Source organism: Brevundimonas sp. Root1423 (genome assembly GCF_001426805.1).
The window spans coordinates 55,813-70,667 of sequence record NZ_LMFL01000001.1; the positions used below are offsets into that span (position 1 = coordinate 55,813).

General features: G+C 68.8%; 16 protein-coding genes. 10 read left to right on the top strand and 6 right to left on the bottom strand.

Annotation, left to right across the window (positions count from 1 at the left end; translation table 11 throughout):
* Positions 1 to 65: 65 nt before the first annotated feature.
* A complete protein-coding gene (gene hutH / locus ASD25_RS00275) occupies positions 66 to 1,601 on the bottom strand; it encodes a histidine ammonia-lyase (RefSeq protein ID WP_056613811.1) in 1,536 nt (511 codons plus the stop codon).
* Between the two features lie 156 nt (positions 1,602 to 1,757).
* Complete coding sequence (hutU, locus tag ASD25_RS00280) at positions 1,758 to 3,428, bottom strand: urocanate hydratase (RefSeq protein WP_056613813.1); 1,671 nt, start codon at positions 3,426 to 3,428, stop codon at positions 1,758 to 1,760.
* A gap of 64 nt (positions 3,429 to 3,492) precedes the next feature.
* Between hutU and ASD25_RS00285 the strand changes: the two genes are divergently transcribed.
* Complete coding sequence (locus ASD25_RS00285; protein ID WP_235562517.1) at positions 3,493 to 4,347, top strand: agmatinase family protein; 855 nt, start codon at positions 3,493 to 3,495, stop codon at positions 4,345 to 4,347.
* Positions 4,347 to 5,558, top strand: coding sequence for an imidazolonepropionase (hutI, locus tag ASD25_RS00290; RefSeq protein WP_235562559.1), 1,212 nt, complete (start codon positions 4,347 to 4,349; stop codon positions 5,556 to 5,558). Before ASD25_RS00285 ends, hutI begins: the two co-directional genes overlap by 1 nt.
* Before the next feature lie 129 nt (positions 5,559 to 5,687).
* Here the strand turns inward: hutI and ASD25_RS00295 are convergent, their stop codons facing one another.
* A complete protein-coding gene (locus ASD25_RS00295; protein WP_056614776.1) occupies positions 5,688 to 6,305 on the bottom strand; it encodes a nitroreductase in 618 nt (205 codons plus the stop codon).
* A gap of 81 nt (positions 6,306 to 6,386) precedes the next feature.
* Here ASD25_RS00295 and ASD25_RS00300 point away from each other — a divergent pair, with 81 nt between their 5' ends.
* From ASD25_RS00300 to ASD25_RS00310, 3 genes are all read left to right on the top strand, one after another.
* Positions 6,387 to 7,037, top strand: a complete 651-nt coding sequence (locus ASD25_RS00300; protein ID WP_056613821.1) for an NUDIX hydrolase — start codon at positions 6,387 to 6,389, stop codon at positions 7,035 to 7,037.
* 20 nt (positions 7,038 to 7,057) lie between these two features.
* Positions 7,058 to 7,879 (top strand): serine O-acetyltransferase, encoded by an 822-nt coding sequence (cysE, locus tag ASD25_RS00305; RefSeq protein WP_056614780.1) that lies wholly within the window; start codon positions 7,058 to 7,060, stop codon positions 7,877 to 7,879.
* Between the two features lie 65 nt (positions 7,880 to 7,944).
* Positions 7,945 to 8,157 (top strand): DUF3126 family protein, encoded by a 213-nt coding sequence (locus ASD25_RS00310; protein WP_055832479.1) that lies wholly within the window; start codon positions 7,945 to 7,947, stop codon positions 8,155 to 8,157.
* A gap of 92 nt (positions 8,158 to 8,249) precedes the next feature.
* Here ASD25_RS00310 and ASD25_RS00315 read toward each other — a convergent pair whose 3' ends face one another.
* Positions 8,250 to 8,795, bottom strand: a complete 546-nt coding sequence (locus ASD25_RS00315) for a hypothetical protein (protein ID WP_200943485.1) — start codon at positions 8,793 to 8,795, stop codon at positions 8,250 to 8,252.
* An 83-nt stretch (positions 8,796 to 8,878) separates the two neighbouring features.
* On the opposite strand from ASD25_RS00315, the gene ASD25_RS00320 reads away from it, so the two are divergent.
* The 5 genes from ASD25_RS00320 (at position 8,879) to ASD25_RS32990 (ending at position 13,141) form a co-directional block, all read left to right on the top strand.
* Complete coding sequence (locus tag ASD25_RS00320) at positions 8,879 to 9,715, top strand: 50S ribosomal protein L11 methyltransferase (protein ID WP_369816522.1); 837 nt, start codon at positions 8,879 to 8,881, stop codon at positions 9,713 to 9,715.
* 55 nt (positions 9,716 to 9,770) lie between these two features.
* Positions 9,771 to 10,274, top strand: coding sequence for a hypothetical protein (locus tag ASD25_RS00325; protein WP_056613828.1), 504 nt, complete (start codon positions 9,771 to 9,773; stop codon positions 10,272 to 10,274).
* Positions 10,275 to 10,313: 39 nt separating this feature from the next.
* Positions 10,314 to 12,128 carry an aminopeptidase P family protein gene (locus tag ASD25_RS00330; RefSeq protein WP_056613831.1) on the top strand — a complete coding sequence of 605 codons (1,815 nt, stop codon included), beginning with the start codon at positions 10,314 to 10,316 and terminating at the stop codon, positions 12,126 to 12,128.
* 73 nt (positions 12,129 to 12,201) lie between these two features.
* A complete protein-coding gene (locus ASD25_RS32985) occupies positions 12,202 to 12,792 on the top strand; it encodes an aldo/keto reductase (protein WP_369816523.1) in 591 nt (196 codons plus the stop codon).
* Positions 12,698 to 13,141, top strand: coding sequence for an aldo/keto reductase (locus ASD25_RS32990; protein WP_369816524.1), 444 nt, complete (start codon positions 12,698 to 12,700; stop codon positions 13,139 to 13,141). Before ASD25_RS32985 ends, ASD25_RS32990 begins: the two co-directional genes overlap by 95 nt.
* Here ASD25_RS32990 and ASD25_RS00340 read toward each other — a convergent pair.
* Complete coding sequence (locus ASD25_RS00340; RefSeq protein WP_156389142.1) at positions 13,138 to 14,376, bottom strand: hypothetical protein; 1,239 nt, start codon at positions 14,374 to 14,376, stop codon at positions 13,138 to 13,140. The genes ASD25_RS32990 and ASD25_RS00340 overlap by 4 nt on opposite strands.
* A gap of 57 nt (positions 14,377 to 14,433) precedes the next feature.
* Complete coding sequence (locus tag ASD25_RS00345) at positions 14,434 to 14,808, bottom strand: iron chaperone (protein ID WP_056613838.1); 375 nt, start codon at positions 14,806 to 14,808, stop codon at positions 14,434 to 14,436.
* Positions 14,809 to 14,855: the final 47 nt, after the last annotated feature.

Here is a 14,855-nt window from a genome sequence, read left to right on the forward strand (position 1 = left end):
GCGCGCGCCGCTGGGTCCCCCGGTCTCGCCACGCTCGCCGGAGGATGACGAAAGGAAGGGTGGCCTTACGCCGACGGCAGCAGGTCGCCCGCGAACATCCGATAGCGGCCTGCACGGACGCCGTCCGTCGCCCGGGCGATGTCCGGCGCGAAATAGTGGTCTGAGCCGTAGGCGGCGGCCGCCTCGCGGACGATGGCCCAGACCTTTTCCAGCTCGGGTGAGGACGTCAGCGGGCGATGGAATTCGAGACCCTGCGCCGCGGCCAGAAGCTCGATGCCGACGACGGCGGCGGTGTTCTCGGCCATGTCCAGCAGGCGACGGGCGCCGTGGGTAGCCATGGAGACGTGGTCCTCCTGATTGGCCGAGGTCGGAACGGTGTCGATGCTGCACGGGTGAGCGACCATCCGGTTCTCGGCGACGAGGGCGGCGGCGGTCACCTGGGCGATCATGAAGCCCGAGTTCAGGCCGCTCTCCTTGACGAGGAAGGCCGGCAGTTCGCTCATTTTCGGATCGACGAGGATGGAGGTGCGGCGCTCGGAGATATTGCCGATCTCGCACAGGGCCATGGCTATCATGTCGGCGGCGAAGGCCACGGGCTCGGCGTGGAAATTTCCCCCCGAGATGACGTCGCCTTCGTCGATGAAGACCAGCGGGTTGTCGGTGACGGCGTTGGCCTCGCGTTCCAGCGTGGCGGCGGCGTTCTTCAGCACGTCCAGCACCGCGCCCATGACCTGGGGCTGGCAGCGCAGGGAGTAGGGGTCCTGGACCTTGTGGCAATGCTCGCGGTGGCTGTCGCGGATGGCCGAGCCGCTCATCAGGCCGCGCAGGGCGCCGGCCACCGCGATCTGGCCGGGCTGGCCGCGCAGGGCGTGGATGCGGGCGTCGAACGGGGCGTCGGAACCCTTTAGGGCGTCGACCGACAGGGCGCCCGCGGCGATCCCGGCGGCGAAGACGGCCTCGGCCGCGAACAGGCCGGCGAGGGCGAGGGCGGTCGAGCACTGGGTGCCGTTTAGGAGGGCGAGGCCTTCCTTGGGGCCGAGAACCAGCGGCTCGAGTCCGACGCGGGCGAGGGCGTCCTCGGCGGACAGGGTCTCGCCCTTGTGGCGGGCCTCGCCGACGCCGATCAGCACGCACGACATGTGGGCCAGCGGGGCCAGGTCGCCCGAGGCGCCGACCGAACCCTTGGACGGGATGCAGGGCAGGACATCGGCGTTGACCATGGCCATCAGCGTCTCAAGCGTCGCGCGGCGGATGCCCGAGGCGCCCTTCGACAGGCTGGCGATCTTCAGCACCATCAGCAGCCGGGTGACGCGATCGTCCAGCAGGGCGCCGACGCCGCAGGCGTGGCTGAGGACGAGGTTCTTCTGGAGGGTCTCCAGATCCTCTGTGGCGATCGAAGTGTTGGCCAGCAGGCCGAAGCCGGTGTTGATGCCGTAGACGGTGCGACCCTCCGCCACGATGGCGGCGACCACGGCCGCGCCCTTGTCGACGGCGGCCCAGGCGGAGGCGGCGAGTTCGACCTTGCAGGGACCGTCGAGGACGGCGCGCAGCTGGGCAAGGGTGAGGGGGGATTGGCCGATGGTAATCTGGGTCAGGGTCATGGAGAAGAACGTTCTAAACTGCCGTCATCCCGGCGAAGGCCGGGACCCAGCGGCGCCCGAAGGGCGAAATGGTGGAAATGATCTCGGTCAGCAGAGTTTCGCCGCCGTCGCGGCGCCGCTGGGTCCCGTCCTTCGCCGGGATGACGACAGGATAAATCACTTAAGGCTCGGCAGGTTGAGGCCGTTCGCGCGCGCGGCCTCCTTCGCGATCTCATAGCCGGCGTCGGCATGGCGCATGACGCCCGTGGCGGGGTCGTTCCAGAGGACGCGTTCGAGGCGTTTCGCGGCCTCGGGCGTGCCGTCGGCGACGATGACCACGCCCGAATGCTGGGAGTAGCCCATGCCGACGCCGCCGCCGTGGTGCAGCGACACCCAGCTGGCCCCCGAGGCCGTGTTCAGCAGGGCGTTCAGCAGGGGCCAGTCGGACACAGCGTCCGATCCATCAATCATTGATTCCGTCTCGCGGTTCGGGCTGGCGACCGAGCCGGAGTCGAGATGGTCGCGGCCGATGACGATGGGGCCGCTGAGCTCGCCCGAGGCGACCATGTCGTTGAACATCAGGCCGGCGCGGTGGCGATCGCCGAGGCCGATCCAGCAGATGCGGGCGGGCAGGCCCTGGAAGGCGATGCGCTCGCCCGCCATGTCCAGCCAGCGGTGCAGGCCGGCGTTGTCGGGGAAGAGTTTTTTCATCGCCGCGTCGGTCTTGCGGATGTCGTCCGGATCGCCGGTCAGGCTGGCCCAGCGGAAAGGGCCCACGCCCCGACAGAACAGCGGGCGGATATAGGCGGGGACGAAGCCGGGGAAGTCGAAGGCGTTGGTCACGCCCTCGTCAAAGGCGACCTGACGGATGTTGTTGCCATAGTCGGTGGTCGGGATGCCGGCGGACTGGAAGTCCAGCATGGCCTGGACATGGACCGCGCAGGAGGCGGCGGCCGCGGCCTTCACGGCCTCGGGGTCCGATAGGCGCTTGTCCTCCCACTCCGCCACGGTCCAGCCCTGCGGCAGATAGCCGTTGACGAGGTCGTGGGCGCTGGTCTGGTCGGTGACCAGATCGGGGCGCACGCCGCGATTCACCAGTTCAGGCAGAACATCAGCCGCATTGCCCAACAGGCCGACAGATATCGGTTTTCCATCGACCTTGGCCTTCTCAAGCAGCGCCAGCGCCTCATCCAACGTCTCGGCCATGACGTCGAGGTAGCGGGTCTTCAGACGCATCTCGATCCGGCTGCGCTGGCATTCGACGGCAAGGCAGGAGGCTCCGGCCATGGTCGCGGCCAGGGGCTGGGCCCCGCCCATGCCGCCGAGGCCCGCAGTCAGGATCCATTTGCCCGACCAGTCGCCGCCATAGTGCTGGCGTCCCGCCTCCATGAAGGTCTCGTAGGTGCCCTGAACGATCCCTTGCGTGCCGATGTAGATCCACGAGCCGGCCGTCATCTGGCCGTACATCATGAGGCCCTTGCGATCGAGCTCGTTGAAATGCTCCCAGGTCGCCCATTTGGGGACGAGGTTGGAGTTGGCGATCAGCACGCGCGGGGCGTCGGCGTGGGTGCGGAAAACGCCGACCGGCTTGCCCGACTGGACCAGCAGGGTCTGGTCGGCTTCGAGATTGCGCAGCTCGGTCACGATGCGGTCGAACGACGGCCAGTCGCGCGCGGCCTTGCCGATGCCGCCGTAGACGACGAGATCCTCGGGCCGTTCGGCCACCTCGGGGTCGAGGTTGTTCATCAGCATGCGCAGGGCGGCCTCGGCGGCCCAGGTTTTCGCCGTCATCTCCATGCCGCGCGGGCTGCGGATGACTCGGGTGTTCGGGGTCTGTTGAGTCGTCATGGCGGCCTCTCTACGCTGCCCGCCCATGACCTTGGAAGACTCAGACGCGCTGGGATGGCGCAGCGTGGCCGATCTGATCGGCGATCACCCTGATGCGGCGGTCGCCCTGATCGGCGCCGGGCTGAACGAGCGCTCGCTGACGCCGGGGCGATGCGATCTCGGGCCGAAGGCGTTCCGGGCCGTGCTGCCGCGCTTTTCGACCTATGACGTCGAGACCGGCGGCGAACTTTCGACGCGGGTGCATGACGCGGGCGATGTGGCGCTGAAGGGCGTGTCGCCGGCTGACGCCTTCGCTCCGGTAAGGGATGCGGCGACGGGGCAGGCGAAGCGCGCGCTGACGGTTCTGGTCGGGGGCAACAATGCGATCACCCGGCCGGGCGTGCATGCGCTGGGGCTGGACCGGGTGGGGGTGCTGACGCTGGACGCCCATTTCGACCTGCGCGACACGGATCAGGGCCTGACCAACGGCAATCCAATCCAGGCGCTGCTGGAAGACGGGCTGGACGGGCGGCGCATCAGCCAGGTGGGTCTGGCGCCCTTCGCCAATACGAAGCGAGCGCATGAGAAGGCCAAAGGGGCCGGGATTACGGTGCGGACGGCGCGGGAATGCCGCGACGAGGGGCTGGCGACTGTCGTCGGGCAGGAACTGTGGCGGCTGTCGCAGCTGTGCGAGGTCATCTACGTCGATTTCGACATCGATGTGATTGACCGCAGCCAGTGGCCCGCCTCGCCGGGCGCGCGGCCGGGTGGGGTGTCGGTGCAGGACTTCTTCGACGCGACGCGCGTCATCGGGGCGCATCCGAAGGTGAGGGCGGTGGACCTGACGGAATATGATCCGTCGCTGGAGATCGGCGATCTGGGCTCGCTGACGGCGGGGCGGTGGTTCTGCGAACTGCTGGCGGGGTTTGAAGCGCGATGATCCGCGCGGACAGGCTGATCACTGACTGCCGCCTCGCCACCATGGCGGAAGGCGGCGAGGCCTATGGCGCGATTGAGGACGGGGCGATCCTGATCCGCGACGGGCGTATCGCCTGGATCGGGGCGCGGACCGACCTGCCAGAGCATATGGTGAGCGAAACGGACCGGCTGGACGGGCGCTGGGTCACGCCGGGGCTGATCGACTGCCATACGCATCTGGTGTTCGGCGGGGATCGTTCGGGCGAGTTCGAACAGCGGCTGAACGGCGCGACCTATGAGGAGATCGCGCGGGCCGGGGGCGGGATCGTCTCGACCATGGCGGCGACACGGGCGGCTTCGGAGGACGACCTGTACGCCAGCGCGCGGGCGCGGCTGGCGGGGCTGAAGGCGACGGGCGTCACCACGGTGGAGATTAAGTCGGGCTATGGTCTGGACCGCGACAGCGAGCTGAAGATGCTGCGCGTGGCGCGGCGGATCGGGCGCGAGGCGGGGGTGCGGGTGCGCACCAGCTATCTGGGCCTGCACGCCGTGCCGCCCGAGTATCGCGCGGACCGGGCGGCCTATGTCGATCTGGCCATCGACGACATCCTGCCCGCCGCCCATGCCGAGGGGTTGGTGGACGCCGTCGACGCCTATTGCGAGCCCATCGCCTTCACGGTCGAGGAGACGGCGCGGCTGTTCGACCGGGCGCGGGCGCTGGGGCTGCCGGTCAAGCTGCATGCGGACCAGTTGTCGGACGGCGGCGGGGCGGCGCTGGCGGGGCGGTATCAGGCTCTGTCCGCGGACCATGTGGAGCACACGACCGAGGCGGGGGTGCGGGCGATGGCCGAGAGCGGCGTGGTCGCGGTGCTGCTGCCCGGGGCCTATCTGATGTTGCGCGAGACGACGCCGCCGCAGATCGACCTGTTCCGGACGCATGGGGTGGCGATGGCCGTGGCGACGGACTGCAATCCTGGCACCTCGCCGGTGGCCTCGATGACGGTGGCGATCACGCTTGCCTGCGTGCAGTTCCGGCTGACGCCCGAGGAGGCGCTGGCGGGCGCGACGCGACATGCGGCGAGGGCGCTGGGGCTGGGCGACGAGATCGGGACACTGGAGGCCGGCAAGGCGGCGGATCTGGCGGTGTGGGACATCGCGCGGCCGGCGGAGCTGGCCTACTGGCTGGGCAAGCCGCTGCTGGACCAGACCTATGTCGCGGGCGAGCAGCGTTAGGCGAATCTGTTATCCTGCGGACATGAGCCGACGTCCCGACGCCATCGAATGCCTGCTGATCGCCGCGCTGGTGGCGACGACGCTGCTGATGGGCGCGGTCACGGTGATGTTGACCGCCAGCCTGTTCGGTCAGGGCCTGTAGGTCACCTTGTCGGCCAGTTCGGGGCGGGGCCGTTCCAGCGGCGCCTCCGCCAGCGTGCCGATGTGGATGAAGCCCGCGACCTGCTCTCCGCCCTCGACGTCGAGGATGTCCTGCGCCTGCGGATCGTAGCTGTACCAGTCGGTGATCCAGCTGGAGGCGTAGCCGAGCGCGTTTGCGGCGTGTTCGAGGTTCATGCAGACGGCGCCGGCGGACAGCTGCTGTTCCCACTCGGGGACCTTCTGGCTGGGGACCGGGGCCGAGATCACCATGATGGTGACGGGCGCGGCGGTCAGCTTGTTCAGCACGGCCTTCGCCTTGTTCGGCTCGGGCTGGATGGCGGCCAGCGGGGTCAGGGCCTCGGCCAGTTCGGCGCGGGTTTGCGGGCCCAGGACCACCATGCGCCAGGGGAAGAGCTTGCCGTGATCGGGGCTGCGGGCGCCGAGGGTCAGGATCTCCTCGATCTCTTCCGGCGACGGCCCTGGGGCGATCAGGGCTTGGGCGGGCGCCGAGCGGCGGGTCGCCAGTCTGAGGCGGAGTTCGTCTGAAGCGGCCGGGGCGGGGAGGGGGTCGCCGAGGGCGAAGCGCGGCAGGGCGGGACGTGTCATGAGGCTCACATGGCGTCGGCGGCGCGCGGCGTCAAACGGTGAGCCGTTGCGGGCGGGGCGGTCCGTCGCCATACGCACGCCATGACCGATTCCCGCACCGCCTTCGACGCCGACCGCCCGCTGCCCGTCTGGGATGATGGAAGCGACCGGCCGCCGCCATGGAGCGACCACGGCTCCAGCGTCCTGTTCGAAAGTCCGTGGCTGCGGCTGATGCGGCACGACGCGACGGCGCCGACGGGTTTCAAGGCGGACTACGCCGTCATGCGGCCGCGCAACATGTCGGTCGGGGTGCTGCCAGTACACGACGACGGCACCGTGACTCTCGTGGGCCAGCAGCGCTTCGCCCTGATGAACTGGTCGTGGGAGATGCCCGAGGGCGGCGCGCCGTTCGACGAGGACCCGATCGAGGGCGCGCGCCGCGAACTGGCGGAGGAGGCGGGGCTGGCGGCGGCGACGTGGATCCCCGCCTACAAGGCCGAGATGAGCAACTCCGTCACCGACGAGCGGGCCATGGCGTGGATCGCCTGGGGCCTGACCCCGGTTCCGGTCGCGCCCGATCCGACCGAGATCATCCGCGTCGTCCGCGTGCCGTTCGGCGATCTGTTGCGCGAGATCGGCACGGGCGCGATCCGGGACATGTTCACGCTGGCGACGGCGCTGAGGGCCTATCATATGGCGCGGGAGGGCGAACTGCCGCCTGAACTGGCGAAGGCCATGCTGGCGAGCGTATGATGCGTCCGATGGAGACCCCGATGCCCAAGCTGGAAGTCGTCGCCGAGCGTAGCGCGCCGTGGTCGCTGCTGCGCGCGGCCGCCGAGGAAACGATCCGCGCAGAGCCGCATCTGGCGTCGCAACTGAACGCCGTCATCCTGTCGCACAACGATCTGGCCTCGGCGCTGAGCTTCCAGATCGCGCGCAAGCTGGGCGATGGCGAGCTGGGACCGATGTCGGTGCGCGAAATCTGCCGCGACGCGTTTGACGCCGATCCGAAGATCGTAGCCTCGGCGGAAGCCGACCTGCAGGCGGTGGCCGAGCGCGATCCGGCGATCAAGACGCTGTTGCAGCCGTTCCTCTACTTCAAGGGCTTTCAGGCGTTGCAGGCGCATCGGGTCGCGCACTGGCTGTGGGGGCAGGGCCGCGAGGCGCTGGCCTTCCATTTCCAGAGCCGCATCTCGGAACTGTTCCAGGTCGATATCCATCCGGCCGCGAAAATGGGCTCGGGCCTGTTTCTCGATCACGGCACGGGCATCGTCATTGGCGAGACGGCGGTGGTCGGCGACGAGGTGTCGATGCTGCACGCCGTGACCCTGGGCGGGACCGGCGCCGAACGGGGCGACCGCCACCCGAAGATCGGCAAGGGCGTCCTGTTGGGCGCGGGGGCCAAGGTGCTGGGCAACATCACCGTCGGCGACTACGCCAAGGTGGCCTCGGGCTCGGTGGTGCTGAAGGACGTGCCGGCCGGCTGCACGGTCGCCGGCGTACCCGCACGGCTGGTCAACTGCCCGACGGAGGCGACGCCAGCGCGGACGATGGACCATACGCTGGCGGACATCGTCTACGACTTCGTCATCTGAGGGTTTCCCTGCCGGGCGGGTTTCTCTAGGGTCCGCGGCTTCACGAGTGACCACCGAGGCCGACCATGAACACCGCCGACATGAAGCGCGTCGAGACGCACCTGAAGCGCACCTTCAACACGGGCGGCATCATCCTGAAGCCGCGCGGCAAGCCGAATGACTCGTGCGAAGTCTATGTCGGCGACGAATTCATCGGCGTCGTCTTCGAGGACGAGGACGAGGCCGGCAGCTTCATGTTCGAGATGGCGATCCTGGCCGAAGATCTGCCGCAGGACTGAGTTTCTCCGGCCCAAATCTGAACGAGGGGGCCGGGCACGAAAAAGCGCCGGTGGAGCGATCCACCGGCGCTTCGTCGTTCAGGCGTCGCGATTTACTTCTTGCCGAAGATCGCGTCGAGCAGGCCGGACAGGAAACCCTTGCTTTCGGCGGGCTTGGCGACCGGCTTCGGCGCGGCGGCCGGAGCAGCGGCGACCGCGGGCTTCGGAGCCGGCGCAGCGGCGGCGGGCTTCGGAGCAGCGGCAGGAGCGACGGCCGGTTTGGCCGCGACGGGCTTCGGCGCAGCCGCCGGTTTGGAGGCGGCGGCCTTCCTTGCGACCGGCTTCTTCGCAGCGGGCTTGGCGGCGGCTTTCGGAGCGGCGGGCTTGGCGGCGGCCTTCGGCGCAGCCTTCTTCACTGCGGCCTTGGGCGCAGCGGTCTTGGCGGGAGCGACGGTTTTGGTCGCGGGCTTGGCGGCGGCTTTCGGCGCAACCTTCTTCGCGGCGGGCTTCACAGCGGCCTTGGGCGCGGCGGCCTTGGCAGCAGGTTTCGCGGCGGCTTTCGGCGCAGCGCTCGACTTTGTCGCCGGTTTCGGCTTGGAAGCGGCGGCTGCCGCCTTCGGTTTGGCAGCCGTACTCGACTTGGATGGTGCTTTAGCCATGAATTCCCCGACCCCTCGGTTCAGTTGGTTGATGCTGGCGCAGGAGAGCGCACCAGCGTGCGTCTCGATTCGATATGATAGCGGTGTTTGAGAAAATCGCCGAAGCCGCCGCCGCGTCGCTGGATTCCGATCCGCTGCTGGAAGGCGCGACCTATTCGATTCTCGAGGAAGACGAGGACAAGGGCATCTGGCGGATCGACGCCTTCCCCAATGACGCCGAAGACGCCAACGGCATCGAGAGCCGGTTGAAGGCGCACGACGGCCTCACGGTCGTGGTCGAGAAACTGGCCGACGCCGACTGGCTGGCGATGTCGCTGTCGGGCCTGCCGCCGGTGCGCGCCGGGCGCTTCTTCGTCTACGGCGCCCACGACCAGGGCATCGTGCCGAAGAACACCGTGAACCTGAAGATCGACGCCGGCGCCGCTTTCGGCACCGGGCACCACGGCACGACGGTCGGCTGTCTGATGGCCTTCGACGAACTGTTGAAGAAGGAACGGTTCGAGCGGGTTCTCGACGTCGGCTGCGGCACGGGCGTGCTGGCGATCGCGGCGGCCAAGACCGGATCGAAGGTCGCCGTCGGCACCGACATCGACCAGCCGTCGGTGCGCATCGCCAACGAGAACGCCAAGCTGAACCAGGCCAACGCCCGGTTCGTCCACGCCTTCGGCCTGAACGACCGCAAGGTGCGGGGGCAGGGGCCGTATGATCTGGTTTTCGCCAACATCCTCGCCCCGCCGCTCGTCAGCCTGTCGCAGGACATCAAGGAGGCGCTGAGCCTCGGCGGCGTGGCCATCCTGTCCGGCCTGCTGCGGACGCAGGAGCGGCGGGTGTCGGCGGCCTATCTGTCGCGCGGGTTCATCCTCGAACGGCGCATCCATCGCGACGCCTGGAGCGCGCTGGTTCTGAGACGAGTGGGTTAACGGCGGAACGTAGGCGAAGCGCAGCCGTTGCGGCAGTTCATTGGAGGACTGCCCTGTGACCCACTACGACCCGAATGACCCGAACCGCGTACCGCCCGTCGAAACGGTCTATACCGAGACGGTGACCACGGCCGCCCCGCTGCACACCGAAACCGTCGAGACCACGGTGGTGCGCGAGACCAACAACACCGGCTGGTGGATCGCCGGCATCCTTGGCGGTCTGGTGATCATCGCCGTGCTGTGGATTCTGTTCTCGCGCGGCGCCGCGCCGCAGACGGACGAAGCCCTGCTACAGGCCCAGGCCGACGCAGCGGCCGCCCAGGCGCAGGCTGACTCGGCCCTGATCCAGGGTCAGGTCGCCGGCGCCCAGGCCAGCGTCGACATCGCCCGCGCCGACGCCGCACGTTCGCAGGCCGAGGCCATCCGAGCCGCCAGCGAGGCCCGCGCCGCCGAGGCGCGTTCCTCCTCGCCCGTGATCATCGAACGCGAGGTGCAGGTCCCCGCTCCGGCGCCCTCGGGCGGTGTCGCCGTGGTGACCCCGACCGCGCCGCAGAACTGACGGCTTGCGACATGGCGGCGGGACGCTAGTTTCGCCGCCATGCGCCAGTCCTTCGACGAAACCACCGATCCGTCCTTCGGGGCGAAGCATCTTCCCCGCGTCCGCGCGAAGATGGCCGAGCAGGGCCTCGACGGCCTGCTGGTCCCGCATGAGGACGAACACCAGAACGAGTATCTGCCCGCCGCCAACGACCGGCTGGCGTGGGTGAGCGGCTTTACCGGCTCGGCCGGGGCGGGGGTGGTCATGAGGGACCGCGCCGCCGTCTTCGCCGACGGTCGATACACCGTGCAGGTCCGGGCGCAGGTCGATGCGGGCCAGTTCGAAATCCTCGAGCTCGAGAACGGCGGCGTGGCCAGCTATCTGGAGCGCGCGCCCAAGGGGTCGGTGATCGGCTATGACCCGCGCCTGCACAGCCCCGACGCGCTGGCGACGCTGAAGCGGGCGGCGGCCAAGGCCGGCGCCGAACTCAAACCCGTCGAACCCAATCCGCTGGATCTGGCGTGGGCCGAGGAGCGCCCGGGCCAGCCGATGGCGCCCGTCGTGCCCCATGAGGACCGCTACGCCGGCGAGACCAGCGCGTCGAAACGCGCCCGCATCGGTGAGGCGGTGGCGAAGGCCGGCGCCGATGCAGCCGTGCTGACGGCGCCCGCTTCCCTCGCGTGGCTGTTCAACATTCGCGGCGGCGACGTGATCCGCACGCCCCTGCCGCTGGGACAGGCGGTGGTGAAGGCCGACGGCACGGCGAAGCTGTTCCTCGATCCGCGCAAGGTGACCAACGAACTGCCCGGCTGGCTGGGCGATGCCGTGACGGTAGAGTCGCCCGAGGCGCTGGAAGGCGCGCTGGACGCCCTCGCCGGGCAGAAGGTGCTGGTCGATCCGGGCCAGTCCTCGGCCTGGTATTTCGATCGTCTGGCCGACGCCGGAGCCACCGTGGTGCGCGGCATGGACCCCTGCACCCTGCCGCGCGCGACCAAGAATCCGGTCGAGATCGAGGGCGCGCGTCAGGCCCACATCCGCGACGGCGCGGCCCTGACCCGCTTCCTGCACTGGATCGATACGGTCGGTCAGGAGACCTTGCCGGACGAGCGGCAGGTGGCCGAGGCGCTGGAAGGTTTCCGCGAGGCGACGGGCGCGCTGAAGGATCTGTCCTTCGACACCATCGCCGGGGCCGGACCCAACGGCGCCCTGCCGCACTACAAGCCGGTCGCGCGGACGATCCGCCGGATGGAGAAGGGTTCGCTGCTGCTCGTCGACGGCGGCGGCCAGTATCTGGACGGCACCACGGACGTGACCCGCACCATGGCCGTGGGCGAGCCGACCGCCGACCAGCGCCGCATGTTCACCCTGGTGCTCAAGGGCCATATCGCCATGGCCGTGGTGCGCTTCCCCGCCGGCACGACGGGGCACCAACTCGACGCTATGGCGCGGCTTCCGATGTGGATGCAGGGCTTCGACTACGACCATGGCACCGGTCACGGCGTCGGGTCGTATCTGGGCGTCCACGAAGGCCCGCAGCGCATCGCCAAGGCGGTCAACAGCCAGCCGCTTCTGACCGGCATGATCCTGTCCAACGAGCCCGGCTACTACCGCGAGGGCCACTGGGGCATCCGCATCGAGACGCTGCAGGTCGTCACCGCGCCCGAGCCCATTCCAGGCGGCGAGCGGCCGATGCACGGCTTCGAGCAGCTGACGCTGGCGCCGCTGGACCGCAAGCTGATCGACGTCGATCTGCTGACCCCGGACGAGCGGGCCTATGTCGACGCCTATCACGCCGAGGTGCTGGCCAAGGTCGGGCCGCTGCTCGACGGGGACGCGCTGGACTGGCTGAGGGCGCAGGCCGCCCCCTTGAAATAAGGCCGAACGGCGTCCATCTCCCCAGGGTCGGCGGCTGCGTCGCCGGCCCCCCACATTTCAAGGAGAGCGCTGGATGAAGACGCGCACGCTGGGCCGTTCGGGTCCTGAAGTTTCGGCCATCGGCCTGGGCTGCATGGGCATGGCCGCCTTCTACGGTCAGGCGTCGGACGAGGGTCAGGCGACGGCGGTGATCCACCGCGCGCTCGATCTGGGCGTCACCTTCCTCGACACCGCCGAGATGTATGGCCCCCACACCAACGAGATTCAGGTCGGCAAGGCGCTGGCCGACCGGCGCGACAAGGCCTTCGTCGCCACCAAATTCGGCATCGGCTACAACGCCGAACGCACCGCCCTGACCGTCGACGGCTCGCCGGCCAATGTGCGCCGCGCCATCGAGGGCAGCCTGAAGCGGCTGGGGATGGACCACGTCGATCTCTACTATCTGCACCGCGTCGACCCGAACACGCCGATCGAGGAGACGGTCGGGGCGATGGGCGAGCTGGTGAAGGAGGGGAAGGTCCGCTTCCTCGGCCTGTCCGAAGCCTCGCCCGCGACCCTGCGCAAGGGGCATGGAGCCCGAGGACGAACTGCTGGCGACCTGCGAGGAACTGGGCATCGGCTTCGTGCCCTACAGTCCGCTGGGCCGGGGCTTCCTGTCGGGTGAGATCAAATCGGTCGACGATCTGGCCGAGGATGACTTCCGCCGCTCGAACCCGCGCTTCCAGGGTGAGAATTTCCAGAAGAACATCGACCTGGTGAACGCCGTCGCGGAGATCGCCAGTGACAAGGGCGTGACGGCGGCGCAACTGGCTCTGGCCTGGGTGCTGGCGCAGGGCGATCACCTCGTCCCGATCCCCGGCACGCGCCGTATCCGGACGCTGGAAGAGAATGCGGCGGCGGTCGACCTGTCGCTGAGCGCGGACGATCTGGCGCGCATCGAGGCGGTCTTCCCCAAGGGCGCGGCCTCGGGCCATCGTTACGCCGAGGCGGCGCGGGCGGCCCTGAACCGCTAGTCCTGCGGCGGGGCCGGCGTCGCGCGCCGGGCTCCAAGGCTGGCGTGGGACGCTCCGGCCATGCCGGCGAGCCCGAGATACTCGGGTCCGGCCAGGCCGTGGATGATCACGGATCGGGTCACGCCCTTCGCATTGGCCACGGCCCGTTCGGCCCAGGCCGAGAACTCCGCCGCGTCCAGCGGGTGCGCGCCGCTTTCGAAGGCCAAGCCCTGCAGCCTGACGCCGCGCAGGTCGTCCGGACTGCGTCGCCCGGGAGGCTCGCGCAGCTTGCCGACGACGATCAGGCAGAAGGGTTTGATCAGCCCCGTGACCGCGCCCAGGACGCTGCCGGGTACGCCCTCGATGTCGCTGATCTCGCAGACCAGACCCTTCTCCACGCCCTGCGTCGCCGCCTTGAACCGGGCGATCAGGGGGCCGCGCCCGCGCTGGCTGGCCAGCGTCGAATATGAGACCGGCAGGAAGAGGCTGGGCTGTCTGGCGTTGCCCTGTTCCGCGCCCAGCCGGCTGACGCCGCGGGCGATCGTCGCCAGATCGACCTTTTCAATGTCGGCGGTGGTCAGGTTACGCAGTTCCTGGGCGTTGAGCTCGATCTCGCCGGGCATGCGCAGGACGCGTCGGGCGATGCGGAAGCCAATCTGGGTGAAGGTCTTCAGCTCGAACACCGGCTCCAGATGGCAGGACACCCGCAGGGTCCGACCGTCCGCCGAGATGAAGGGGTTCCACGGGGTCGGAAGGCTGTCGTCCTCCTCGCCCGCGACAGGCGGCTCAGTCTTTGCGGCGGTGAAGGCGTAGGACCGGTCGATCTCGGCGGCGAAGATGCGTCCGCCGCTCAGGCTGGTGACCTCCAGCACATCAGCGGCCTCCGGCGCGGCGCCGCCGAGGAAGTGGTTCAGCAGTTCACGCAGATACCTGAGGCAGGACACCTGTGCGCTGAACTTTCCCAGCGCCGGCTGGACCACCAGATAGTCGGTCGGCGACACCCGCTGGAAGAAGCCGTCGCCCTCGAGATGGCGCGTCAGGGTGCGTTCGACGTGATGGTAAATCTGTTCCTGGCGGCCTTCCCACTTGTCGCCCAGCCGTTCGGCGATGGCGTCCAGACCGATCAGATTGATCCGGCCTTCCTCCAGCATGCCCGAGCTCTGGAAACGCTCGAGCAAGGGGGCGAGCTCGTGGGTGGAGTATCGCTCGACGACCGGGCGAACCTCCGCCTTTTCGGCGACTAGGGTACTGGCCATGCCGCCATTGACGCTACGTCATGTGATTTATTGATTAAGGTTGTGCGGTCCGGCCCGTCAGGCTTTTTTCCTCGCCGCCCGATCCCGGTTATCCCGCGCCCGGATCCCGGCCATGTGCGTGATCAGGTCGTACGGGACCGGCCGGCTCTTGGGGAACTGGACCACGGACTTCGAGACCACATACGACGAGAGCTCATCCGTGAATCCCTCGAAGAAGGGCGGCGGGCAGGACAGGGTGTAGTGGTTGGTGAAGGCCGCAATGTAGAAGATCCAGCCGTCGGCCTTGTAGGCCGGCACCTGGTAGCTGATGACCGGCTCCGCCTCCGGCACGGCTGAGAGGATGGCGTCCTGCATCTTGAGCAGCACAGCCCGCTCCTCGTCCGAGCGGGTGGCGAGATAGTCCTCGACGGTGCGGAAATCGGTCTTCGCCACGGCGGTCTCACGATCTGCATTTAACCGAGTTGTTAAATAGATCGATC